General features: G+C 59.9%; 25 protein-coding genes. 10 read left to right on the top strand and 15 right to left on the bottom strand.

Annotation, left to right across the window (positions count from 1 at the left end):
* Positions 1-40: 40 nt before the first annotated feature.
* The gene (locus AAAB16_RS03780; RefSeq protein ID WP_340662140.1) at positions 41-1183 is read left to right on the top strand and encodes a lipase family protein; all 1143 of its coding nucleotides are present in this window, start codon (positions 41-43) and stop codon (positions 1181-1183) included.
* Between the two features lie 9 nt (positions 1184-1192).
* Here the strand turns inward: AAAB16_RS03780 and AAAB16_RS03775 are convergent, their stop codons facing one another.
* The 10 genes from AAAB16_RS03775 to AAAB16_RS03730 form a co-directional block, all read right to left on the bottom strand.
* Positions 1193-1549 (bottom strand): hypothetical protein, encoded by a 357-nt coding sequence (locus AAAB16_RS03775; protein ID WP_340662139.1) that lies wholly within the window; start codon positions 1547-1549, stop codon positions 1193-1195.
* A 278-nt stretch (positions 1550-1827) separates the two neighbouring features.
* A complete protein-coding gene (locus AAAB16_RS03770) occupies positions 1828-3156 on the bottom strand; it encodes a sigma-54 dependent transcriptional regulator (protein ID WP_340662138.1) in 1329 nt (442 codons plus the stop codon).
* Positions 3149-5053, bottom strand: coding sequence for a sensor histidine kinase (locus tag AAAB16_RS03765; RefSeq protein ID WP_340662137.1), 1905 nt, complete (start codon positions 5051-5053; stop codon positions 3149-3151). The genes AAAB16_RS03770 and AAAB16_RS03765 overlap by 8 nt, the downstream gene beginning before the upstream one ends.
* A gap of 222 nt (positions 5054-5275) precedes the next feature.
* Positions 5276-6010 carry an amino acid ABC transporter ATP-binding protein gene (locus AAAB16_RS03760; protein WP_340662136.1) on the bottom strand — a complete coding sequence of 245 codons (735 nt, stop codon included), beginning with the start codon at positions 6008-6010 and terminating at the stop codon, positions 5276-5278.
* A complete protein-coding gene (locus tag AAAB16_RS03755; protein WP_340662135.1) occupies positions 6007-6678 on the bottom strand; it encodes an ABC transporter permease subunit in 672 nt (223 codons plus the stop codon). The genes AAAB16_RS03760 and AAAB16_RS03755 overlap by 4 nt, the downstream gene beginning before the upstream one ends.
* Positions 6678-7424, bottom strand: coding sequence for an amino acid ABC transporter permease (locus tag AAAB16_RS03750; protein ID WP_340662134.1), 747 nt, complete (start codon positions 7422-7424; stop codon positions 6678-6680). Before AAAB16_RS03750 ends, AAAB16_RS03755 begins: the two co-directional genes overlap by 1 nt.
* Positions 7425-7595: 171 nt before the next feature.
* Positions 7596-8510: a glutamate/aspartate ABC transporter substrate-binding protein gene (locus AAAB16_RS03745; protein ID WP_340662133.1), complete on the bottom strand. Its 915-nt coding sequence runs from the start codon at positions 8508-8510 to the stop codon at positions 7596-7598.
* A gap of 297 nt (positions 8511-8807) precedes the next feature.
* The gene (locus AAAB16_RS03740) at positions 8808-9125 is read right to left on the bottom strand and encodes a CcdB family protein (protein WP_340662132.1); all 318 of its coding nucleotides are present in this window, start codon (positions 9123-9125) and stop codon (positions 8808-8810) included.
* Positions 9125-9370, bottom strand: a complete 246-nt coding sequence (locus AAAB16_RS03735; RefSeq protein ID WP_340662131.1) for a type II toxin-antitoxin system CcdA family antitoxin — start codon at positions 9368-9370, stop codon at positions 9125-9127. The genes AAAB16_RS03740 and AAAB16_RS03735 overlap by 1 nt, the downstream gene beginning before the upstream one ends.
* Before the next feature lie 96 nt (positions 9371-9466).
* A complete protein-coding gene (locus AAAB16_RS03730) occupies positions 9467-10354 on the bottom strand; it encodes a LysR family transcriptional regulator (RefSeq protein ID WP_340662130.1) in 888 nt (295 codons plus the stop codon).
* Between the two features lie 104 nt (positions 10355-10458).
* On the opposite strand from AAAB16_RS03730, the gene AAAB16_RS03725 reads away from it, so the two are divergent.
* Both AAAB16_RS03725 and AAAB16_RS03720 read left to right on the top strand, forming a co-directional pair.
* Positions 10459-10854, top strand: coding sequence for a cupin domain-containing protein (locus AAAB16_RS03725; protein WP_340662129.1), 396 nt, complete (start codon positions 10459-10461; stop codon positions 10852-10854).
* Positions 10855-10864: 10 nt separating this feature from the next.
* Positions 10865-11458, top strand: a complete 594-nt coding sequence (locus AAAB16_RS03720; RefSeq protein WP_340662128.1) for a LysE family translocator — start codon at positions 10865-10867, stop codon at positions 11456-11458.
* A 423-nt stretch (positions 11459-11881) separates the two neighbouring features.
* On the opposite strand, the gene AAAB16_RS03715 is transcribed toward AAAB16_RS03720, so the two are convergent.
* Positions 11882-12742 (bottom strand): helix-turn-helix transcriptional regulator, encoded by an 861-nt coding sequence (locus tag AAAB16_RS03715; RefSeq protein ID WP_340662127.1) that lies wholly within the window; start codon positions 12740-12742, stop codon positions 11882-11884.
* Positions 12743-12841: 99 nt separating this feature from the next.
* On the opposite strand from AAAB16_RS03715, the gene AAAB16_RS03710 reads away from it, so the two are divergent.
* Together AAAB16_RS03710 and AAAB16_RS03705 are read left to right on the top strand one after the other, a co-directional pair.
* Positions 12842-13735 (top strand): SDR family oxidoreductase, encoded by an 894-nt coding sequence (locus tag AAAB16_RS03710; protein ID WP_340662126.1) that lies wholly within the window; start codon positions 12842-12844, stop codon positions 13733-13735.
* A 146-nt stretch (positions 13736-13881) separates the two neighbouring features.
* Entirely contained in the window at positions 13882-15054 is a 1173-nt protein-coding gene (locus AAAB16_RS03705; RefSeq protein WP_340662125.1) for a hydroxymethylglutaryl-CoA reductase, read from the top strand.
* A 78-nt stretch (positions 15055-15132) separates the two neighbouring features.
* Here the strand turns inward: AAAB16_RS03705 and AAAB16_RS03700 are convergent, their stop codons facing one another.
* From AAAB16_RS03700 to AAAB16_RS03690, 3 genes are all read right to left on the bottom strand, one after another.
* The gene (locus AAAB16_RS03700) at positions 15133-16107 is read right to left on the bottom strand and encodes a hypothetical protein (protein ID WP_340662124.1); all 975 of its coding nucleotides are present in this window, start codon (positions 16105-16107) and stop codon (positions 15133-15135) included.
* Positions 16108-16109: 2 nt separating this feature from the next.
* The gene (locus tag AAAB16_RS03695) at positions 16110-16448 is read right to left on the bottom strand and encodes a hypothetical protein (protein ID WP_340662123.1); all 339 of its coding nucleotides are present in this window, start codon (positions 16446-16448) and stop codon (positions 16110-16112) included.
* Between the two features lie 136 nt (positions 16449-16584).
* Entirely contained in the window at positions 16585-17031 is a 447-nt protein-coding gene (locus tag AAAB16_RS03690) for a GNAT family N-acetyltransferase (RefSeq protein WP_340662122.1), read from the bottom strand.
* A 98-nt stretch (positions 17032-17129) separates the two neighbouring features.
* Between AAAB16_RS03690 and AAAB16_RS03685 the strand changes: the two genes are divergently transcribed.
* The 5 genes from AAAB16_RS03685 (at position 17130) to AAAB16_RS03665 (ending at position 19939) form a co-directional block, all read left to right on the top strand.
* A complete protein-coding gene (locus AAAB16_RS03685) occupies positions 17130-17630 on the top strand; it encodes a DinB family protein (protein WP_340662121.1) in 501 nt (166 codons plus the stop codon).
* A gap of 132 nt (positions 17631-17762) precedes the next feature.
* Positions 17763-18260 carry a hypothetical protein gene (locus AAAB16_RS03680; protein WP_340662120.1) on the top strand — a complete coding sequence of 166 codons (498 nt, stop codon included), beginning with the start codon at positions 17763-17765 and terminating at the stop codon, positions 18258-18260.
* 60 nt (positions 18261-18320) lie between these two features.
* Positions 18321-19010, top strand: coding sequence for a GNAT family N-acetyltransferase (locus AAAB16_RS03675; RefSeq protein ID WP_340662119.1), 690 nt, complete (start codon positions 18321-18323; stop codon positions 19008-19010).
* A 40-nt stretch (positions 19011-19050) separates the two neighbouring features.
* The gene (locus AAAB16_RS03670; protein WP_340662118.1) at positions 19051-19503 is read left to right on the top strand and encodes a GNAT family N-acetyltransferase; all 453 of its coding nucleotides are present in this window, start codon (positions 19051-19053) and stop codon (positions 19501-19503) included.
* Positions 19504-19684: 181 nt separating this feature from the next.
* Positions 19685-19939, top strand: a complete 255-nt coding sequence (locus AAAB16_RS03665; protein WP_340662117.1) for a hypothetical protein — start codon at positions 19685-19687, stop codon at positions 19937-19939.
* Positions 19940-20096: 157 nt separating this feature from the next.
* Here AAAB16_RS03665 and AAAB16_RS03660 read toward each other — a convergent pair.
* The coding region (locus AAAB16_RS03660) for a GGDEF domain-containing protein (protein ID WP_340662116.1) at positions 20097-20466 on the bottom strand (370 nt) is incomplete at its 5' end.

Here is a 20466-nt window from a genome sequence, read left to right as displayed (position 1 = left end):
GTGCTAACCACCGTGTTTCACAGCCAGAAGGGAATCAGGTTTGAGTTCTTTATCTCCTAAACAAGCTGCAACAGTAGCCACCCACGTTTACTCGGCCATCAACATGGGCGAGTCGGACAAAGTGTTCAAGGCCGCGCAAAGCATGGGCCTTGGCACCCTGTTCGATTTCAAAAATGCGCAAGTTTCCGCCGGTACCAGTGGCGCCGTACTCAGGAAAACCACCGGGTTTACCTACGGGGTCGAAGGCACCGGTACACGCCAGGGTGAGTTGTTGTTGGCGTTTCGTGGCACCGACATTACCCAGGACTGGCTCACCGACGCCAACTGTGGCGTGCAGCAAGGTCCGAGTGCCTGGATGGTGCATGCCGGTTTTAACGAAACCTTTAAATCGTTTCGTGAAGACCTTGACCGCTTTATGCGCGGTCGCAAACCGACCACTATTCACTGCGTGGGCCACAGCCTGGGCGGCGCGCTGGCGTCATTGGCGGCCGACCATATCAGCCAGTCCGGAGTGGGCGGGGTCAAGCTGTATACCTTCGGCGCGCCACGGGTTGGGGTTGCCGGTTTCGCCCGTAACCTGACCAGCAAACTGGGTGTGGAAAATATCCACCGCGTGTATCACCTGGCTGACCCGGTCAGCATGATTCCGATTTTCCCCTTCGTCCACGCACCCGATGACGGCCCGGTGTGCCAGTTGCCGTGGGGCAGTTCGTTCGCCTTCGACGCACACAAGATGGAGAACTATCTCAAGTCCATCGGTGACGCCAGTTGGACCGGGCTGCGCCGCGTGCAGCAAACCACCCTGGAGCGCGATGTGCAGGCTTGGCTGAAAAATTCCAACGGCAGCGTGCTAATGCTCTCGGCGACATCGTTGATGATGATCTCCAAGGCCATGCAGTATCTGATCGCCAAAGCCGTGGGCGTCGCCGCCGGTACGGTGGTAACAGCCGGCATGACGGTGCTTGATCAGATTGCCGGGCTGCTGATTTCCGGCGCGAACGCGTGCAAGGCCATTGGTGATTCGCTGAGCAGCTTGATTGTGCAGATCTTCCGCTTCCTCGGCCGGCCGCTGCCCTCGGCGGCTAACCTGACCGTGGCGTTTTTACGGTGGGTGTTGGAGCTGTTGAGCACCACGGTGATCAACCTGGCACGCCGCGCCATTGATGTGGGCATGCGCCTGTAAGCACGGGTATCAGCGGGAGCGCAGGGCTTTGGCCATGGCCTGGTCGGTATCGTGCTCCCACTTTTCATCGCGGTCGCTGCTGCGCTGTTCTTCATAGGCGCGCAGTTGCGCGCTTTCCATTTCCGCCTGGCATTGGCGGAAACCATCACTCCAGCCTTCGGCGTATTGGGCGTCTTTCAGATAGCGCGGCACGTCCTTCTTGAACCCACCCGTCATTGCCCCGGCAGCTTGCCGACCACTGCCGCAACCGTCGGTATAACCGGCGGCGAAGGGTTGTGGATAACCCTGCGCCACCAGATAGTCGTAACTGCTTTGGCAGGCAGCCAGCAGGGCCAGGATAGGGATCAACAGCAGGAACGGGCGCACAGGGAAATCTCCAGAATCCCGCGAGTGGCGGGTGGAGTAAGTGTGCTCGGGCTTTTGTGAGAAAAACGTTAAATCGGCGTAAAGCCTGTGTTGGGGCAGACGGGAAGCGCCTTGGCGCACAGGCGCAATTGCTGATCGCGTAGGGTGTGCTGCGCGCACCAGCGGTTTGTGTAAGTACACCTCGCTGCGCACAGCACACCCGACAAAAGCGCATAAGGTGCGCCGCACTCAGGTGCTGGGCAGTTCAACAGATTGCTCTTTGTCGAGACTCAGGTTTTTTAGTGGCTTAGCCCGTATTTTTTGACTTTATCAAACAGCGTGGTTTTGGCCATGCCCAGTTCCTGGCTGGCTTGGGTCAGGTTGCCGCCGCTGCGTTGCAGGGCATCGCCCAGCAGGTTGCGCTCGAAGGCTTCCACCGCTTCGGCAAACGCCAGCCCTGGGGTGCTACCGCCAGCGCCGGGTTTTTTAAACGCCGGTAGGCCGAGGGCGAAGCGCTCGGCGACGTTGCGCAGTTCGCGCACATTGCCGGGCCAGTCGTGGCTCATGAGGTTGGACAGGGTGTGGTTGTCCAGCTCCGGTGCCGCGCGGTCGAAGCGCAAGGACGACTGCTGCAAAAAGTGTTCGAACAGTTGCAGGATATCTTCGCGGCGCTCGCGCAGCGGCGGCAGTTCCAAGGTCACGACGTTCAGGCGGTAGTACAAGTCGCTGCGAAACTCGCCGGCCTTGCTGGCTTCGTCGAGGTCCGACTTGGTCGCCGCAATCACCCGGCAATCCACCGCCACACTCTGGTTGGAGCCCAGGCGTTCGAGGGTGCGTTCCTGCAATACCCGTAGCAGTTTGATTTGCAGCGGCAGCGGCATGCTTTCCACTTCGTCGAGAAACAAGGTGCCGCCATCGGCGTGTTCAATCTTACCGATGCGCCGTTTGCCCGCGCCGGTAAAGGCGTTGGCTTCATGGCCGAAAATTTCGCTCTCAAACAAGGTTTCCGGCAGCCCGCCGCAGTTCAGGGCGACAAATTGTTTGCTGTGGCGGCGACTGAAGTCATGCAGGCAGCGAGCAACCAACTCTTTGCCGGTGCCGGTCTCGCCTTCGATCAACACGTTGGCCGAGGTATCGGCAACATTGGCGATCAGCTCGCGCAACTGTTGCATGGCTGGCGAGCGACCGATGATGCGGCCTTCCAGCGAGTCGCGTTCGGCCAGTTGCCGGCGCAGTGAATGGACTTCCCGCGCCAGGCTGCGTTGCTCCAGTGCGCGGCGTGCCACCTCCACCAAACGCTCCGGGGAGAAGGGCTTTTCCATAAAGTCGTAGGCGCCTTTTTGCATGGCGCCGACGGCCATGGAAATGTCGCCATGCCCGGTAATCAGCACCACCGGTAGGCTACGGTCGCGCTCTTTGAGGCGGGTCAGCAGTTCCAGGCCATCCATGCCCGGCAGGCGGATATCACTGATCACGATACCGGCAAAGTTATCGCCCACCTGCTGCAGCGCTTCTTCGGCGCTGCCCACGCCGGTGCAGGCGATATCTTCCAGGGCCAGCGCCTGTTGGCAGCCGAGCAGCACATGGGGGTCGTCTTCGACGATCAGCACACTAAGTTCGTTATTCATGGGTCTCGCCAAGAGTAGTGCTGGCTAACGGTAAGCTGAGAACAAAGGTGGTGCCACCGCTGGCCGGGTGTTCGACCCCCAGGTTACCGCCAGTGGCGGCGGCCAGGCTGGCAGACAACGTCAGGCCCAGCCCAAGCCCTTGTTCGCCGGGCTTGGTGGTAAAGAAGGGTTCGAACAGATGCTTGCGCGCTTCGGCGTCAATGCCATGGCCGTTGTCGCGCACCCGTAGGCAATATTTGCCCTCGAGTTCGTCGCCCTCAAGCCATAACTGTGGCAGCGCTTGCCCGTGCATGGCATCCAGGGCGTTGCCAATCAGGTTGACCAGGATCTGTTCCAGGCGCGTCTGGTTGATTTGCAGCGGCACATCGGTGAATTCGCGGTGTACCTGCAGATGCGCGCTCGCCACCCGGCCACCGAGCAATTGCAGGGCAGCATCTACCGCTTTACCGAGCTGCGCCTGGCCTTTGTCATCGCCACGGCGGGCAAAGGAGCGCAGGCTGGCAGTGATACGGCCCATGCGGTCGATCAGCTCGTTGATGGTGGTGAGGTTGGTGCTGGCCACGTCGAGTTGACCGCGCTCAAGAAAGCGCACGGTATTGCCGGACAAGGTGCGTAGCGCCGCCAGCGGCTGATTGAGTTCGTGGGCGATGCTGGTAGACATCTGCCCGATGGCCGCCAGTTTGCCGGCCTGTACTAGCTCGTCCTGAAAGCGCCGCAAGGTCTCTTCGGCCTGGCGCCGTTCGCGGATCTGCCCCTTAAGCCGTTCGTTGCTGGCGCGCAGGTCGCTGGTGCGTTCGGTAATCCGCCGCTCCAGTTGATTGTTGGCTTGCTGCAAGGCTTCCCGCGCAGCCAGGCGGGTGGCAATTACCTTGCGTCGCTCGTTCCAGGCAATCAGCAGAAACGCCACCAGCGCACAGGCGACCGCGACCAAAATGCCTTGGTTGATCGCTTGCCGGCGTAAATCCTGCAACGGCGTGAGCAGGGTGAAATTCCATGGCGTGTCGCTTAACTGACGAGTCTGCGAGAGGTAGCTGATATCGCCTTTGCCCGACTCCACTTCGCTGTTGGCGGGGAACGTCAGTTTCTCCTCACCCTCGGCCAGTTTTTCCCGCGCCAGGGGTTGCAGTTCGTTGAGGGGGAACCAGTAGTACTGCAGGCTGCGCGCCAGTTTTTCCTTGGTTTCATCGCTCAGCGGCACCACCGATTTCAGCCGTCGCGCCGGGTCGCTGGACAAAATGATGATGCCGTTTTCATCGCTGACAAAGGCTTCCAGACGTGCCCGCTGCCAGCGTTCCTCCAAGGCTTCGAGGCGCACTTTGACCACTGCTACGCCGATGATCTTGCCGTGTTCCTCCAAGCCATGGGCCAGGTAATAACCGGGTTCGCCATTGGTGCTACCGATGCCATAAAAGCGCCCCGGCTGGCCGCGAATGGCACTCTGGAAATACGCCCGAAACGACAGGTCTTCACCCAAGTAACTGTCGACATCGCGCCAGTTGCTGGTGGCCAGCACGCGGCCGGTGGTGTCCATCACATAAATGGCCCGGCTGCGGCTGCGCCGGTTCAGGCCTTCGAGGTAGTCGTTGACGGTTTGCCGATGCTCCGGCGTCGGCTCGGCCAACAGCTTCGACACACTGGATTCAAGCTCCAGCAGGCTGGGCAGGTAGGTGTACTTGCTGATCTCGCTTTCAACCGCGCGGGCATGCAGCTCCAGCTGACGCTGGCCGTTCTCGCTAAGGCCCTGGGTGCCGTAGCGCTCGCTGACCCAAAAGCCGAGGTAACCCAGGCCGATCATCAGGGCGATGACCAGTGGCGGCAGGAACACGTGGCGGATCAGGCGGGGTTTCACGGCGAGTGATGGCGGCACGGCGCGATAAAGGGAAGGGTCGCATTTCATCACAGTCGCCTTGTGTACAACTACCTCCGGCTACTGCGCGAACACCAGCCGCGCCCGGGCAGTGCTCGGAATCCTCACGTACTTAAGTACGCTGCGGTTCCTGCGCGCTGGCCGGAGACGGCTGGCGTCCGCTCGCTACGCCTCTGACCGAGGTGGAAGTAGAGCGGAGTTGCCTCTCTCTTTCCCCACCACAGAGGGGGAAGGAAGAGAGGGGCGTGGGTATCAGTGCTGCAGAATTTTGTTGAGGAAGTGCTGGGTGCGTTCGGCGCGGTGGCAGATGTCGCCGAAGAACTCTTCTTTTTTGCAGTCTTCGATGATTTTGCCGGCGTCCATAAAAATCACCCGGTCGGCCACTTTGCGGGCAAAGCCCATTTCGTGGGTAACACACATCATGGTCATTCCTTCGTTGGCCAGTTGCACCATCACGTCGAGCACTTCGTTAACCATCTCCGGGTCCAGCGCCGAGGTCGGTTCGTCGAACAGCATGACGATCGGGTCCATGGCCAGCGCCCGAGCAATCGCCACACGCTGTTGCTGACCACCGGAGAGCTGCCCCGGATGCTTGTGCGCATGGGCCGACAAGCCCACGCGCTCCAGCAGTTGCAGGCCTTTAGCGGTGGCTTCTTCTTTGCTGCGGCCGAGCACCTTGATCTGCGCGATGGTCAGGTTTTCGGTGATGCTCAGGTGCGGGAAGAGCTCGAAATGCTGGAACACCATGCCCACGCGCGAGCGCAGTTTTGGCAGGTCGGTTTTTTTGTCGGCGATGGAGGTGCCGTCGACCACGATGTCGCCTTTCTGGAACGGCTCCAGCGCGTTGACGCATTTGATCAGCGTGGACTTGCCCGAGCCCGATGGCCCGCACACCACAATCACTTCGCCTTTCTGGACTTCGGTGCTGCAGTCAGTCAGTACCTGGAAGTCGCCATACCACTTGTTGACGTTCTTGATAGAAATCATACGGCAAACCTTTTTTGCAGACGCTTGACCAGCAGCGAGGCGGCAAAGCTGATTGTGAAGTACGTAAGCCCGGCGAAAATCAGGAACTCATTGGAGCGCCCGATAATGTCGCCGCTGGCGCGCGAGGCATTGAGGAAGTCCACCAGGCCGACGGCGTAAACCAGCGAGGTGTCCTGAAAAAGAATGATGCTTTGCTGCAGCAACAGCGGGGTCATCTTGCGGAAGGCCTGCGGCAGGATGATCAAACGCATCATCTGCCCGTAGGTCATGCCCAGCGCCTGGGCGGCGCCCATCTGGCCCTTGGGAATCGACTGCACACCGGCGCGGACGATTTCGCAGAAGTACGCTGCTTCAAACATCATGAACGCCACAATGCACGAGGCAAACGCGCCGATCGGAGTGTCTTCACCGGTAATCCAGCGCAGCACAAACGGCACCGCCAGGTAGAACCAGGTGATCACCAGCAGCAGCGGAATGGAGCGGAAGTAGTTGACGTAAGCACCGGCCAAATTCGCCAGCAGCTTGCTGTTGGACAGGCGCATCAGCGCCAGCAACGTGCCGAGAATAATGCCGCCAACCACGCCCAGCGCCATTAGCTGCAAGGTCATCAGCATGCCGTTCCACAAGCCCGGCAGGGACGGGATGATGCCCGAGAAGTCGAGTTCCATCATTTACCCCCTACGGAGATCAGGCCCGGCACCGCGACTTTTTTCTCCACCACGCGCATTAGCAACATCAGGCTCATGTTCAGGGTGAAATAGATCAGCGTGGCCAGGGTAAAGGCTTCAAACAAATTGGCGGAAAATTCGGCGGTCTGTTTGGTTTGCGCCAACAGCTCCATCAGGCCGATTAGCGAGGCCACCGAGGAGTTCTTGAACACGTTCAGAAACTCCGAGGTAAGCGGCGGAATAATGATGCGGTAGGCCTGCGGCAGCAGCACATTCCAGTAGATCTGCGGCAGTCTGAAACCCATGGCGCGTGCCGCCGACTCCTGACCACGGGGCAGCACCTGAATGCCGGTGCGCACTTGTTCGCACACGCGAGCGGCGGTGAACAGGCCCAGGCACACCACGACGCTTAGGTAGGCAGAGGTGGTCGGGTTCAAGTCCTGCTTGTACCAATCCTGCAGGTTTTGCGGCAGCAGATCGGGCACCAGGAAGTACCAGATAAACAGCTGCACCAGCAGCGGCACATTGCGGAAAAGTTCGACGTAGCAGGTCGCGATTGCCGCCACCAGGCGATTGGGCAGGGTGCGCATAACGCCGAGAATCGAGCCCAACAGCAGGGCGATAATCCAGGCCACCACGGCGATGGCGATAGTCCAACCCAAACCGGAAACAAACCAGTCCAGATAGATCTCGCTGCCCACGCCGGTGGACCTGAAGAACACGCTCCAGTCCCAGTTGTAATTCATCAGGGCTTTCCCCTCAGATGGTTCGCTATACAGGTGCTGGTTGGCCGTGACAGCCAGGCACACACCAGCGACAGAGCAGCCACGCGCTCGTGTGTGTGCAGAGAAATACCAGCAGGAGTGACCACACCTGAAAGGGCGAAAGCCCTCTCAGGAAAAACGCTTAGGCAAGCATCAGGATTTCTTGTCGTCAGCCGCTTTGTCGGTCGGGTTGGCGATCAACGCCTTGAGCTCGTCGCTCATAGGGAAGTTCAGGTTCAGGCCTTTTGGCGGGATAGGCTGCATAAACCATTTGTCGTAGATGGCATTGATATCGCCGGATTTGTAGACGGCAACAATGGCGTCATCCACCGCCTTTTTGAACGGCGCATCGCCCTTGCGCACCATGCAGCCATAAATTTCGTACGACTGCGGCGTACCGGTTACCGCCCAGTCATCAGCCTTCTTGGCTTTGGCGGCTTCGCCGGCCAGCAAGGCGTCATCCATCATAAACGCCACTGCGCGGCCCGACTCCAGCATCTGGAACGACTCGCCGTGGTCTTTCGCCGAAATCACGTTCATGCCCATCTGCTTATCGGCGTTCATCGACTTGAGAATGCGCTCAGACGTGGTGCCGGCGGTGGTTACCACGTTCTTGCCTTTCAGGTTTTCAAAATCCTGATACGGCGAGCCTTTTTTCGACAGCAAGCGGGTGCCGATTTCGAAGATACCTACCGAGAAATCGACCTGCTGCTGGCGCTCAACGTTGTTGGTGGTGGAGCCGCACTCAACATCCACCGTGCCGTTCTGCACCAGCGGAATACGGGTTTGCGAGGTTACCAGGTTGTACTTCACCTGCAGGTTTGGCAGGTCGAGGTCTTTTTTGATCGCCTCAACAATTTTCAGCTGCAAGTCATGGGAGTAGCCCATCGGTTTGCCGCTGGCATCAGCGATATAGGAAAACGGAATGGAGGCGTCGCGGTGGCCAAGGGTGATAACGCCGGACTCTTTGATCTTCTTCAGCGTGCCGGTGAGTTCGGCGGCGACAACTGGGGTGCTAAGCAGAGCGACAGCAATGGCTGCGCCCAGGAGCTGGGGAACGATGCGCATCAAACTTTCCTCAATTTTGTTTTTTTTATGGAGCCCGTCAGGCGGCTCTGTTGTGCGGTGATTGCCTGCCAGCCCGAGCGGCTTGCAGCATTCAGCTATGAGGAGAGCAGGAGTCGTGCCAGTGCTTGCTTTGTTGGCTATAGCTTTGATTTAAAAGGTTATTAGTTTGTTGTGACGGAGTTTCTTGTGGGTGAAACGTCCGGATATCCGAATCATCCGCCAGGCTGTGTTCGGAAAACCGAGTGCGGGTTGAGGCCAACAGTAGTTTGCTGGATCAGTCAGTCCTTCCCCCGGCGGTCAGATGCCGGTGATAAGCAAATCAAGCGCCGCAATTATTTCATCGCGTTGTGCACTGAGGTCGGCAACTGGGGCGCCAAGCTGTTTCCTGGCGATACCAGCCAGCTGCGGAGTCACCATCACATACTGCTTGCCGGCGATGGTAAACGTGGGCGTGAGGGTTTTGAGCGTTTTGCCTTTCATGGCCGCAGCCGTGTAGAGAGGCACTACCACCCGGGTGCCAAGCTCAGCAATCAGGTCGCTTTGCACATCCAGTAGCAAGGGCACCGCAGACTTGGTGGCAGGATTGGTGTTTTTGTGAACGGCGAACTGAGGCATCAGAAGCTCCGTAGCTCGTCACTAAACACTCCGTGGATTTCCACGTGATCGTTGTAAGCATTTATCGCCGCGCGGTTCTCGGTCAGCCATTGCTCGCGTTGTTTGTTTTTCAGGGCTTCGGCCAACGCCTGCTCGAGTGTCGCGGACAGATTAATGCCTGATTCCTTGGCTTTATCTAGCAAGTCACTATTAACGCTGAGGTTGGCAGAGCGTTTGGGAGCGTTGGGGTTGTAGGCGGCGAGCATTGGTATTCTCTCCTTGACGAAACGTGCGCATATTCTCTGCGCATAGATAAGGCGCAGTCAAAGGCGTTTACACGCGCCGCGAACAACGCAACTTAGTCAGGCCAACACCTCAGCGTCTAGGCGAAGCCTGCCCTGCGCATACTCCGCACGAATCAACTCAGCCATTGCCTGCGCCATCACAGGCGCTCGCGCACTGACAGTCAACTCAATGGCAAAGTCCGGCAAGGCGGGTAGACCCGCTTGCGCCGGCAGCACTTGAAGATCGTCCGGCACCAATGAACGTAGCCAGCAGGTCACAGCCAAGCCACTGCGTACGGTGGCCAGGGTGGCTTCAACTGAAGCGTTTTCGAATACCACTTTCCACGGGATGTCGGCCTGGCTCAGCAGGCGAAAAACGTTCTGGCGAAAAGTGCAGGTAGGGGTGACGAAACACAGTGGCACCGGCTGTGACGGCACGCCTTGTGCGGGCGCTACTACCCACACCAACGCATCCACCGCCAAGCGTTCGCCCTGGGCGTCAGCCACTGGGCATTGGCTGATGGTCAGATCGACCCGGCCATTGGCGAAGTCGGCCAAAAGGTCCAGCGACGAGCCGGTTACCAGCGCCACTTCAACCTGTGGATAACGCTGCGCGAAGGCTTTCAACACCGGGGCGAAGTGCGCTCCCGCCATTTCATACGGCACGCCAACCCGCACCCGCTGCGCCAAGTGCGCGGGCTGCATGCTTTGGTACAGGGCATCGTTAAGGCTGAGCAGGTGTTGCGCCGGGGCGAGCAGGGCGGCGCCACGTTCAGTCAGGCGGCTGCCGCGTGGGTCGCGCTCCAGTAGCGGGCAGTCGAAAAACGCCTCCAGGCGCTTGATCTGCTGGCTCAGCCCGCCCTGGGTAATGTGCAACTGCCGCGCCGCCGTGCTGATGCTGCCGCTACGCGCTACGGCCACAAAGGCGCGCAGCAAGCTGATATCGATATCGCGGGGTAGGGTCATGGGGCGGGGCCATTACAGATGCTAATGCCGGCATTATAAACATTCGATTTTGCCCGTCGCCCGCCTTGTATAGCGTGGCGCCTCTAACACACGGGGAGCAGGCGATGATTGGCAGCAATTCAGCACTCAATATCCAAGCGGCATTGGCCCAGGTGAGCGACTACTGGTCACCGCAGGTGGTGGGCCAGGTCAACAACCAATACATCAAAGTCGCCAAGCTTAAAGGCGAGCTGATCTGGCACGCCCATGCCGACGACGACGAAATGTTTATGGTGGTCTACGGCACCCTGAAAATTCAGTTCGAAGACGGCGACGTGCTGCTGCAACCCGGCGAGTTCTTCGTCGTGCCCAAACAGGTTCGGCATAACCCGGTAGCCGAGCAAGAGTGCGGCATCGTCCTGATTGAAACCGTGACCACCCAGCACACCGGCGATGAACAGACCTCCAGAACCGTACCCATTGCCAAGCAGTTAGGTCGCCACACAGCCGCGGCCGATTAAGGAATGCCCCATGTCTGAACTGCTGCTGGCGTTACTGTTGTTTGTTTTAGTTGCCACCATTAGCCCCGGTGGCGCCACCGCCTTAGCCACCGCATCCGGCGCCAACTTCGGCTGGCGGCGCTCGCTGCCATTGTTGTTTGGCATCTCACTGGGCTTGGCCAGCATGGCCGCAGCGGCTGCCGCCGGCTTGGGCGGTCTGATCGTGGCCATGCCAGCGCTGCAACTGGCGATGAAACTCATTGGCTCGGTTTACCTGCTCTGGCTCGCCCTACAGCTCGCCCGGCGCGGCGCCCCAGGCAAGGCCGCCACCGCGCAGCAACCGGCGCGCTTTTTCACCGGCGTCTGGCTGCTCTGGCAAAACCCCAAAGCCTGGGCCATGACCGTCAGCGCTGCGGCCTCATTCGCCGCATTGACGCCAACCCCGGCAACCTTGGCGCTGCTGCTAGGCCTGGTGTTCGCGCTGTTTTCGCTAATCTCGCTGGCACTCTGGTGCGTGGCTGGCTTGATGCTAGCGCGGGCGTTAAAGACCGAGCGGCAGTGGCGGGTTTTGAATGGTTGCCTGGGGGCGCTGCTGGTGGCTTCGATTGTGCCGCTTTGGCGGTAAGCGCTGTTCCGCTATGCAGAAACATCATCCGCCAGACCTGCAAAGTAACGACTGCCGCGTAATCACTGTGGCGGTAAGCCGCAGTGATATGGAGTCGGTACAGGTGGCGATCAACAACACCGGAACGAGCTGTGCCTATGCGCCGCTGAAGCTCGATAGCGGGCGGCACTTGCGCCTGCGTGAAACACAGTTTGGCGGAGCAGACGGCTGTAACTACGGATCCGAAGCGGGCGAAAACCCCAACGTAGTCAGCTGCCGCCATACAAGCCTATTGGGTTGCAACCAGTGGTCATTCGTCAGTCGCAGGACGCTGACTAGGGAGCGACGGTCAACGTTAGGCCGGGGGCGCGGGGAATAGGTTGGCTAAGGGCTTCGCCCCTTGTTGGTGTCACTGTATAGACGGCTTGGTGCGCGCAGCACACCCTACGGGGCGGAGGCCGCCGCGCGCCCGCCACGGCTAACCAGTAGGTTGATCAGTGCTCTGACGCGCGCTGCGTCTTCGGCCGTAGCGGGGTTGTAGACAATCATGCCAAGGTCGGGGCGGCCATCTACGGCGAAGCCTGAGTATTCCAGTTCGATAGCTCCCTGGCCGGCATGGTGCAGGCGCTTGGTGCCTTCGCCATGGACGCGCACATCGTTGTCGCGCCATAGGGCGGCAAACTCGGGGCTTTGGCTGCACAGTTCATCGACCAGTTGGCGTACTTGCGCGGTTGCTCCGGCGCGGATGGCGTCGGCGCGAAAGGCACCGACAATAAACCGCGCCATGCTCGCCCAGTCGTCCTGCTTGGCGCGTGCCGCCGGGTTGCAAAAGATCAGGCGCAGAATGTTGCGCTGCCCCACCGGCAGCAGGCTGTAGTCGGTAAATACCGCTGCGGCGGCGCGGTTCCAGGCCAGTACGTCCCAGGTTGCGGTTTTGATAATGGCGGGGCTGTATTCGAAGGTGTCCAGCAGCCGTTGCAGGCGCGGGGTTACGCCCTGCGGTTCGCGGTACACCACTTCCGGTGGGTGGCCGAAGGCGAGCAGGAACAGGTGTTCGCGTTCGGGTTCGGTCATCAGCAGGCTAGCGGCGATGCGGTTCAGCACTTCGGCGGACGGTGCGCCGCCACGGCCCTGTTCCAGCCAGGTGTACCAGGTGGGGCTGATATTGGCCCGCTGCGCCACTTCTTCGCGGCGCAGCCCGGGCGTGCGCCGACGCGCGCTGGAGTAGCCAAAACTGGCCGGGTCCAGGCGGGCGCGGCAATCCTTTAAATACGTGCCTAAAAGCTCAACTGCCGACTCGCCCATGCGCCACCCTGTTAGTGTTTATACCCTGATAACTTCACGGCTTTTACCGGATAAACACTACGCGCACGCTGCCATCTCCCGCAAAGAGAGAATTGCCCCATGCGCGTATTTGTTACCGGTTCAACAGGCTTTATCGGCACCCAGGTTACCCAGGAATTACTCAGCGCCGGCCATCAGGTGCTCGGCCTGACCCGCTCCGATGCGGGTGCGCAAACGTTGCAGGCACTCGGCGCCGAGGTACAGCGCGGCGACCTCAGCGACCTGCCCGGCCTGCAGCGCGGTGCCGAGGGCTGCGATGCAGTAATTCACACGGCCTTCGATCACAATTTCGCCACCTTTGTCGCCAACTGCCAGCAGGATGCGCGGGTAATCGCCGCCCTGGGCGCGGTGCTGGAAGGCTCGCCGCGACCATTGCTGTTGACCTCCGGCACGGCCATTGGCGCCGCGGCCGGGCACGCCGCCGATGAAGATTACGCTGATCTTAACCACGCCAATCCAAGGGTGGCCTCGGAACAGGCCGGGCAGGCGTTGAGCCAGCGTGGGGTCAATGTGGTGGTGATGCGTTTGTCGCAAATTCACGACCCGCTACGGCAGGGGTTGGTCAGCTATGTGATTGACCTGGCGCGGCACAAGGGTGTGTCTGCGTATCTCGGTGAGGGCCTGAATCACTGGTCTGCTGCGCACGTGAGCGACACCGCGTTGCTCTATCGCCTGGCGTTGGAAAAACACCAGCCTGGCGCCCGTTATCACGCCACGGCCGAGTCGGCCATCAGCTTTCGTGAGATTGCCGAAGCCGTTGGCCGTGGCCTGGGCGTACCAACGCAGGCGATTACTGCCGAGCAGGCGCCTGCGCACTTCGGCTGGCTCGCAGGCTTTGTTGGCAAAGAGATGAGCGCCGCCAGCACTAAAACCCGCGAGCGCTTGACGTGGCAGCCAAAGGGACCGGGTTTGCTATTTGATATAGCCACCTGCCTGGCGCGCCCTCAGCAATAAGGCGCTGGTGAGGGGGCGGCGCTGACATTGACGTGCTCGATCACCTGATTGGCGCAGTCGGGCAAGTCAGCGCTGCTGGGCTTGGGCACACTCGGGGTAACGGATTTTCACCTAGGCTAATCCGACCGACCATGCAGGAGAGCACGATGTCCAGAGGCGCCCCGATTCCCCGTAACAAGGAAAACGATTACTCCAGCGAGCAAGCCAGCGTGCGCCGCGACTTTATCAAGGCGCAAACCGGTGCGGCGCTGGATACGGTGGGCAAGTACGCCATCGACCCCGAGGTTACCCGCGGCAATATCGAAAACTTTATCGGCGTGGTGCAGATGCCGCTGGGGCTGGCTGGCCCGCTGCGCATTGAAGGTGAACATGCGCGCGGCGATTTCTATGTGCCCATGGCCACCACCGAAGGCACCCTGATTGCCAGCTACAGCCGGGGCATGCGCGCCATCAGCGCCTCGGGCGGGGTGAAAACCACAGTGGTCAAACACTCCATGCAACGCGCGCCGGTGTTTATGTTTGCCGATGCGTTGCAGGCGCGCGAATTTGGCGCCTGGCTGGTGCGCGAATTCGAAACCATCAAGGCGGTAACCGAAACCACCACCCGCAGCGGCAAGCTGTTCGAGATTGAGCAGTACCCCGTGGCCAATATGCTCTACACCCGTTTTTGCTACACCACCGGCGATGCCGCCGGGCAGAACATGACCAGCAAGGCGACCTTTGCTGCCTGTGAATGGATTAAAGCCAACCACCCGTTGCAGCCGCGCTACATCTTGTCCGGCGCCATCGATACGGACAAAAAACACTCGGCCATGAACATGATCCAAACCCGTGGCAAACGGGTCATCGCCGAGTTCACCCTGACCCGCGAAGTGGCCCACGAGCTGCTGCGTGTCGACCCCGCCAACCTTTATCGCTATCGGCAGATTGCCGCCGTTGGAGCGATCCAATCCGGCGCGGCCTACAGCGGCGCCCACTCGGCCAACGGCCTGGCGGCGATGTTTATCGCCACCGGCCAGGACGCCGCCAACGTCGCTGAGTCCCATGGCGGCATCACCTACGGGCAACTGCTGGATAACGGCGACTACTACTGGTCGGTAACGCTACCGGCTGTTATCTGCGCCACCCACGGCGGCGGCACAGGCCTGCCAACGCAGCGCGAGTGCCTGCAAATGCTCGATTGTTATGGCGCCGGCAAGGCCGACAAACTGGCGGAAATTATTGCTGCGGTGGTACTGGCGGGGGATGTATCGCTGACCTCGGCGATATTGGCCGGCGACTGGGTCAGCAGCCATGAGGCGTTGGGGCGAAATCGTTGAGTCGCTGATTTGTTCAGCGCTCGCGGTTAAAAGTCCGGAGCCTCGCGCTCCGGACTTCAGGGTGTGTTGCGAGGGGTTTTAGTTTTGCTGCCCAGCAGAGAGCAGCGCTTCAATCACGCTCAATGCGGCTTTTTCCTCTTTGCTGATTTTGCTGCCAAAACCAAGGAAGCCTCCGCCCGAGGAGGATGCCACCGCTTTGCCAAAGGCCAGTAAGTCGGCCTTTAAGTCAGCAGCCAGGCTGCCTTCGGTGTTTTTGGCCAGCAGTTGGTTAACGCCCAGGAAGTACAGCGGCGCATAGAAATTGCCGGATGTGTAGCGTTCCAGGAAGTCCATCAGCAAGGCTTGGCCCTGCGGCGCATGCGGGGTGAGTTCACTCATGATGCGTTGCATCAGCACGCTTGGGTATTTGCCAGACTCTTTGAACAGGTCGCCAAAGGCCTTGATTTCCTTCTCGTCGACTTTACCGTCGGCGCCGGCCACCATAAAAAACACTGCCAGCGGCGCGTCGCGTAACTGCGCCCATTCTTCGCTGGAAAAGCCGCTGAACCCGGACATGCGCGTCAGCTCTTTCTTGAAGTGCGCGTTCCAGATGGCGGCCCCTTCGGTGTGCTCATCGCGGCCGGCGAAAAACGCATCCATCAGCGGCTGCACATCGCCCGTTTCCAGGTTCTCAAGGCCAAGCAGCTTGGGCCTGAATACTGCAAAACCGTCGCTGCTCTGTGCGTGTCGGTAGGGGAGGGCCATGCGCAGTTCGTGCTTGGGCTCCTCGTAGGTGCAGATATTCAGTAACAACGCATCCACCTTGCCCACGTCCGGCAACGTGACAAAACCATCCACCGCCCAAAAGCCACCCGCTGCATTCCAACGGTTGCCGGCATACATACTTTGCCCTTCTTCCATGGCTTCTTGAGCGTTATCAGCGACCACGCGCACCATGCGGGTCTGGCCATCGGTGGTGAGATAGCCGTAAATCGGTACTAACAATTCGCCAGTGCTAACACTGGACACGGCATGTGCGGCCAGCCGGCCGGCCATCTTGTAGGTTTCTTGCATCGCTACGTCCTTATAAGGCTACGAGAATAGTTAGGGCTTACGGTGGAGCAGGGGTACAGCGAGTGGCGCGGTGTTACGTAACGTATTTGTGGCAGGTGCGGGCTGTGCTTTCGCTCTAAGGCGCGGGTCTTGAGGGGGGATGTCGCGCTTTTCTGCGCGGTGAAGACGGAGGCAATCTGGCACACCTTGCCCGCGTCATAGCTGATGCGCAGCGTTGCCGAAGGCACATCGGTCTTGGCGAACACATACTGCTGACCTTGCATCAGCGATGAGCAACCGTTGCGTGGCGCCAGGCCAAGCAGCATGGCGGCTGCTCGGCTATATCGATCCTTGAAAACCATCAACCACTCCCTGTGTATGGCGCCGTCGCTGTCGTGACGGCTATGGCTCAATAGCGCGCCATGATACGGGATCACGGCTTGAAGCAAACAGACCCTGCGCACAGCTAAGGTCGCGGATTTGTCCACGAGCCCACGTCTAGCAGAGCGCCTTGGCAAAGAACACCCGCCCAAACCCATCCTCGCTGCGCCGGTCCGTTTCCACGTAACCAAGCCGTGGGTAGATGGCGAGGTTGTCGGTCATCTTTTCATTGGTGTACAGCTGCACCGCAGCAAGCCCGGCTTGCCGGGCGGTGTTCTCGCAAAACTCGATCAGCCGCTTGCCAATGCCTTGGCCGGCCATGGCTGGCAGTACCGCTACGCTTTCTAGCTGCATATGGTTGGCTGCGGGGTAAAAAACGATAAAGCCTTGCAGGGCGCCGTCACTGTTCCGATGTACATACACATGACCGGCGGCGATTTGTGCACGAAAGTCTGCCGCCATGGGCGCGGGTGCTTTGCCGATGCTGGCGACATAGCGTTGGTAGGCCTGCTGGGCACAGGTGCGGATGGCGGCTTCGTCACCGGCGTTGGCTTTGCTGATCATGCTGGGCGCTCACTGTTGTGTATGGCGGCAGTTTCAGTACTCTGCCCGGTTGTTGGAGGGAGGCAAACCCTCTATCTCGTCTGGCCTGGGGAGGCCCTATGTTAGTCGACGCGTACCGCTATAAAGCTTGGGCCGATGAGCGCACCCTGGGTGCTGTTGCCGAGTTGGAGCAGGCAGACGTAGCCAATTCAGCCGTGGCGTTTATGCGCCAACAACTCAACCACATGGTGATCGTCGAAGAGCTGTTCAGGGCTCGACTATCGGGCACGCCAACCCCTCATCCGGCCACCAATACCAGCGTGGTGCCGGCGCTGCACGAACTGCAGCAGCGCTTGCGGCAAAGCAATAACTGGGCACGTGACTATATCGCCAGCGCGAGCGCAGATGAGCTGTGCGAGGCCGTGGCTTTTGAGTTTGCCGATGGGCAAAGGGGCCTGATGACCCGCCAAGAAATGCTCTTTCACCTGATTAATCATGGCACCTACCATCGCGGTGCCATTGGCCATGCGCTGGACGTGGGCGGCGGCAAACGCCCTGCCGATACCTACACCGTATTTATCCACAGCGCCGAGCCGCAGCGCCGGCAGCACCCGGCATAAATGACTGGCGCTTAAGCCACGGGCATTACTACCGCTGCAAATTAATCTGCGCCACAGGCCAACCAGCGCGGGCAAGACTGCCTACAATGTCTGCCCGAATATCCCGCTGCCCCGGACAAGGAACCTGCCGCCATGGCCTCTCCAGACAAACAAAAAAAACGTGCCCAGCGCGCCAAAACCAAGGCCAAGCAAAACCGTTCGGGCAAGTCCAAAGCCACGGTCATCCACCCGCTGCTGGCTAACCCACTGATCAACGAACCGTTCGATGATGTTGAAATTGACCTGAGCACCTTCGACTTCAAAGACATCGAAGAAAACGGCTTCGACCCCGCGCACTTCGACGACCTGTTCCAAGCCATGCAAGCCGGCGAAAGCATCAGCCTGCTCGCCATGTGCCTGGTGTTTCTGCAATACCCGGTGCTGGAACTGGTGGTTGCCGAGGAAGCACAAGAACCAGCCACCGATTTTATGATGGGCCTGCTGATTGTTTACCGCGGCATCTTCCATGACGACGATGAAGACAGCGCCGTGGCCTGGGTCAGCAGCGAGGCGTTCCAGCAGGCCTTTGACGAAGCGTCGATGATTCTGCAAAAGCGCGACTCGCGCGGTAACCCAGGTGCTCGCGCTTAACATCCCTATTTAAAGGCCGCGCTTGTGATGGACGCGGACCTGCCCGGAGCCAGCTTCTCGATGTTTACCCTTGTACACCTGGACACACCGCCGCCCGAGGCCCTGAAAAGTCAGGTGCTGCAAATGGTGGTGGACTACTTCAGCGACGTCAGCCCGGTGCCGTTAACGCCGAGTAACCCGCTCTATCAGTTGTACCAATACGTGATTGGCTACGAGGTGCACTTGTATCTGCACGCCATGGACAGCGCGCTGGCGAGCAGCGCCCGCTTGATCTTGGCGCTGGACGATAACGACCCCTCGCAGGTGCTGGGGTTTGCCCTGTACCTGCCGAGCGAAGATGATGCCCTGGCTGGCACCCTGGCCTACCTGGCCGTGCAGGCCAGTCAGCGCCGCAAGGGGATCGCCACGGCCATGCTGCAGCGAGTACTCGCGCATCGCCCCCACGTTGAACTGGCCTGTGTGGCAAGCAAAGTACCGACCTTCGAGGCCATGGGCTTTCAGGTAGTCGCCGCGCAAGGGCCGCAACTGGTGCTGAGCACCCGCAACTACCGCTCCGGTGGCATGGTGGCGGTGCAGGATTTGGCACCGATTTACCAATCCAAAGAAGTACGGCAGATCCACACCTACCTGCTCAAGCAACACGGCAATAAAGCCATGAGCGAAGCCGAGAGCAAACGCGACCGCTTGCTCGACCAACTGACCTATCAGGCCCAAGTTCTGTTCAAAGAGCGCTTTCCGACGATTCACTGATGGCGGGGTGTGCCCCACATTGCAGACACGGACGACATCCATGCACATACGCCCCCTGACCCATGACGACCTGCCCAGCGCCAGCGCCCTGTGCCTGGACGCGTTTATGCAGGCCGTCGCCCCCTCGCTGTCAGCGCAAGGCGTGCAAACCTTCGCCAAGGCGGCAGCAGCGCAGGCCTTTGCCGAACGCATAAAGGGCGACAATCTGCTGCTGGTCTGCGTGGCGGATGGCGCAATAACGGGACTGATTGAACTCAAAGAAGGGCGCCACGTGGCCATGCTCTTTGTCGCGCCGGGCTGGCAGCGTCGCGGCATTGGTAGGCGCCTGATAAATGCGGCAATGGCGCAGGCCAGGGCTGAGGTCGTCACCGTCAGAGCGTCGTTGTCTTCCATGGCCGCCTACGAACGCTACGGTTTTTTCCCAACGGGAGAGGTCAGCGAGTTCGCCGGTCTGGTCTACCAGCCAATGGAAAAAACCTTAGCTCGGGAATAAGTGCCCGCTTTATTGGCGTAGGGGCATCTGCCTATAACAATCATTGGGTGCGTTAGCGTACAGACAACTACGCACCGCGCCCGGCACTGTGCCAGTGAAACCCACGGCGTATTGGCAATGGGTCACACGTGCCGAGGGTTGTATGGATCGATTAAAGCCGCCGGGGCCTTGGAGTGATGGTGTGCGTGAGCCTCGGGAGCCGTTGAGTCCGCTACCTAGCCGCGATTTGCGTGGGCCGCCGCCAAAGCCGGCGTTGGATGTTAAGACGCTGGATCAGCGTGCAGCCGATCAGGCCTTTGGCACGTCGCCAGATGAAGCCTTGCCACCGGCCATGGCGAAGTATCAAAGCGAAGGGCCGTCCAAGCATCCACGGGTTAAATACCGCCCCGTTGCCGAGCTACCTGTTGAGCATGATTCTGAGCCGAGCGCGCCATGAAAAACGCATTATGGGCGGCTGGCCAATGGTGCTCCAGGGTGCTGGCGCGTACCTGGTTTTTGATTACCGAGAGTGACCCACCGGAAAAGCGCAAAAAGGGCATTCGTGTGTTTGGCCCTCGCACGCGCCGTGCACCTGAGGGCGATAGGCCCGAGGCTTAAACCTCGCAGGCTCGGTATTCGCCACCGCCGGCCGCTTTGGCTCGGTACATGGCCGCGTCAGCCCGGTTGATCAGCCCTTCAAAGGACTGCCCATCTTGCGGGTAAAAGCTGATGCCGATGCTGATGCGGGTGGTTATCCGGTGTTCATCAATATGGAAAGGTTGGTCGATGGTGTTAACCAATTGGCTGGCCAGAGTGATGGCGATAGTGGTGCGTTCCAGATGGCTGATCAGAATCGCGAACTCATCGCCAGCCAGCCGGGCGACCACGTCGGAGCTGCGCACTGCGCGGCTCAAACGCTCGGCCACGGCCACTAGCAGCTTGTCGCCAACGGTATGCCCGAGGGTGTCGTTAATGCTCTTGAAC

It is taken from the genome of Pseudomonas sp. (assembly GCF_037994325.1).
Taxonomy (GTDB): domain Bacteria; phylum Pseudomonadota; class Gammaproteobacteria; order Pseudomonadales; family Pseudomonadaceae; genus Aquipseudomonas.
The sequence above is the reverse complement of the archived record's forward strand: the minus strand, read 5'-3'. Positions and strand labels throughout refer to the sequence as shown.